At 68.8% G+C, this 202-nt stretch carries 1 protein-coding gene; it reads right to left on the bottom strand.

What is annotated here, in order from left to right; genetic code table 11:
• On the bottom strand, positions 1-202 hold a 202-nt coding region (locus tag ADK60_RS29395; RefSeq protein WP_159400636.1), incomplete at both ends, for a hypothetical protein.

The following is a 202-nucleotide window of genomic DNA, read 5'->3' as shown; positions in this document are numbered from 1 at the left end:
GTCGTCGTCGTAGCGGGCGTGGAAGACCATGCCCTCCTGCACCGGCGACAACGGCCAGACATCCTCCAACTCGACCTCTGCCGACTCCAGTTCGGCGACATCGGCGGAGGTGAGCGCGACCAGCGGGAAGTCCGACGGCGTGTGCCCGCCCGAACCCGGCTGCTCGACATGCGCAACCAACGCGCGCAGGACCGTCGACCAG

Origin of the sequence: Streptomyces sp. XY431 (assembly GCF_001279805.1) — a bacterium.
GTDB lineage: Bacteria > Actinomycetota > Actinomycetes > Streptomycetales > Streptomycetaceae > Kitasatospora > Kitasatospora purpeofusca.
This window is presented reverse-complemented; position numbering and strand designations above follow the sequence as displayed.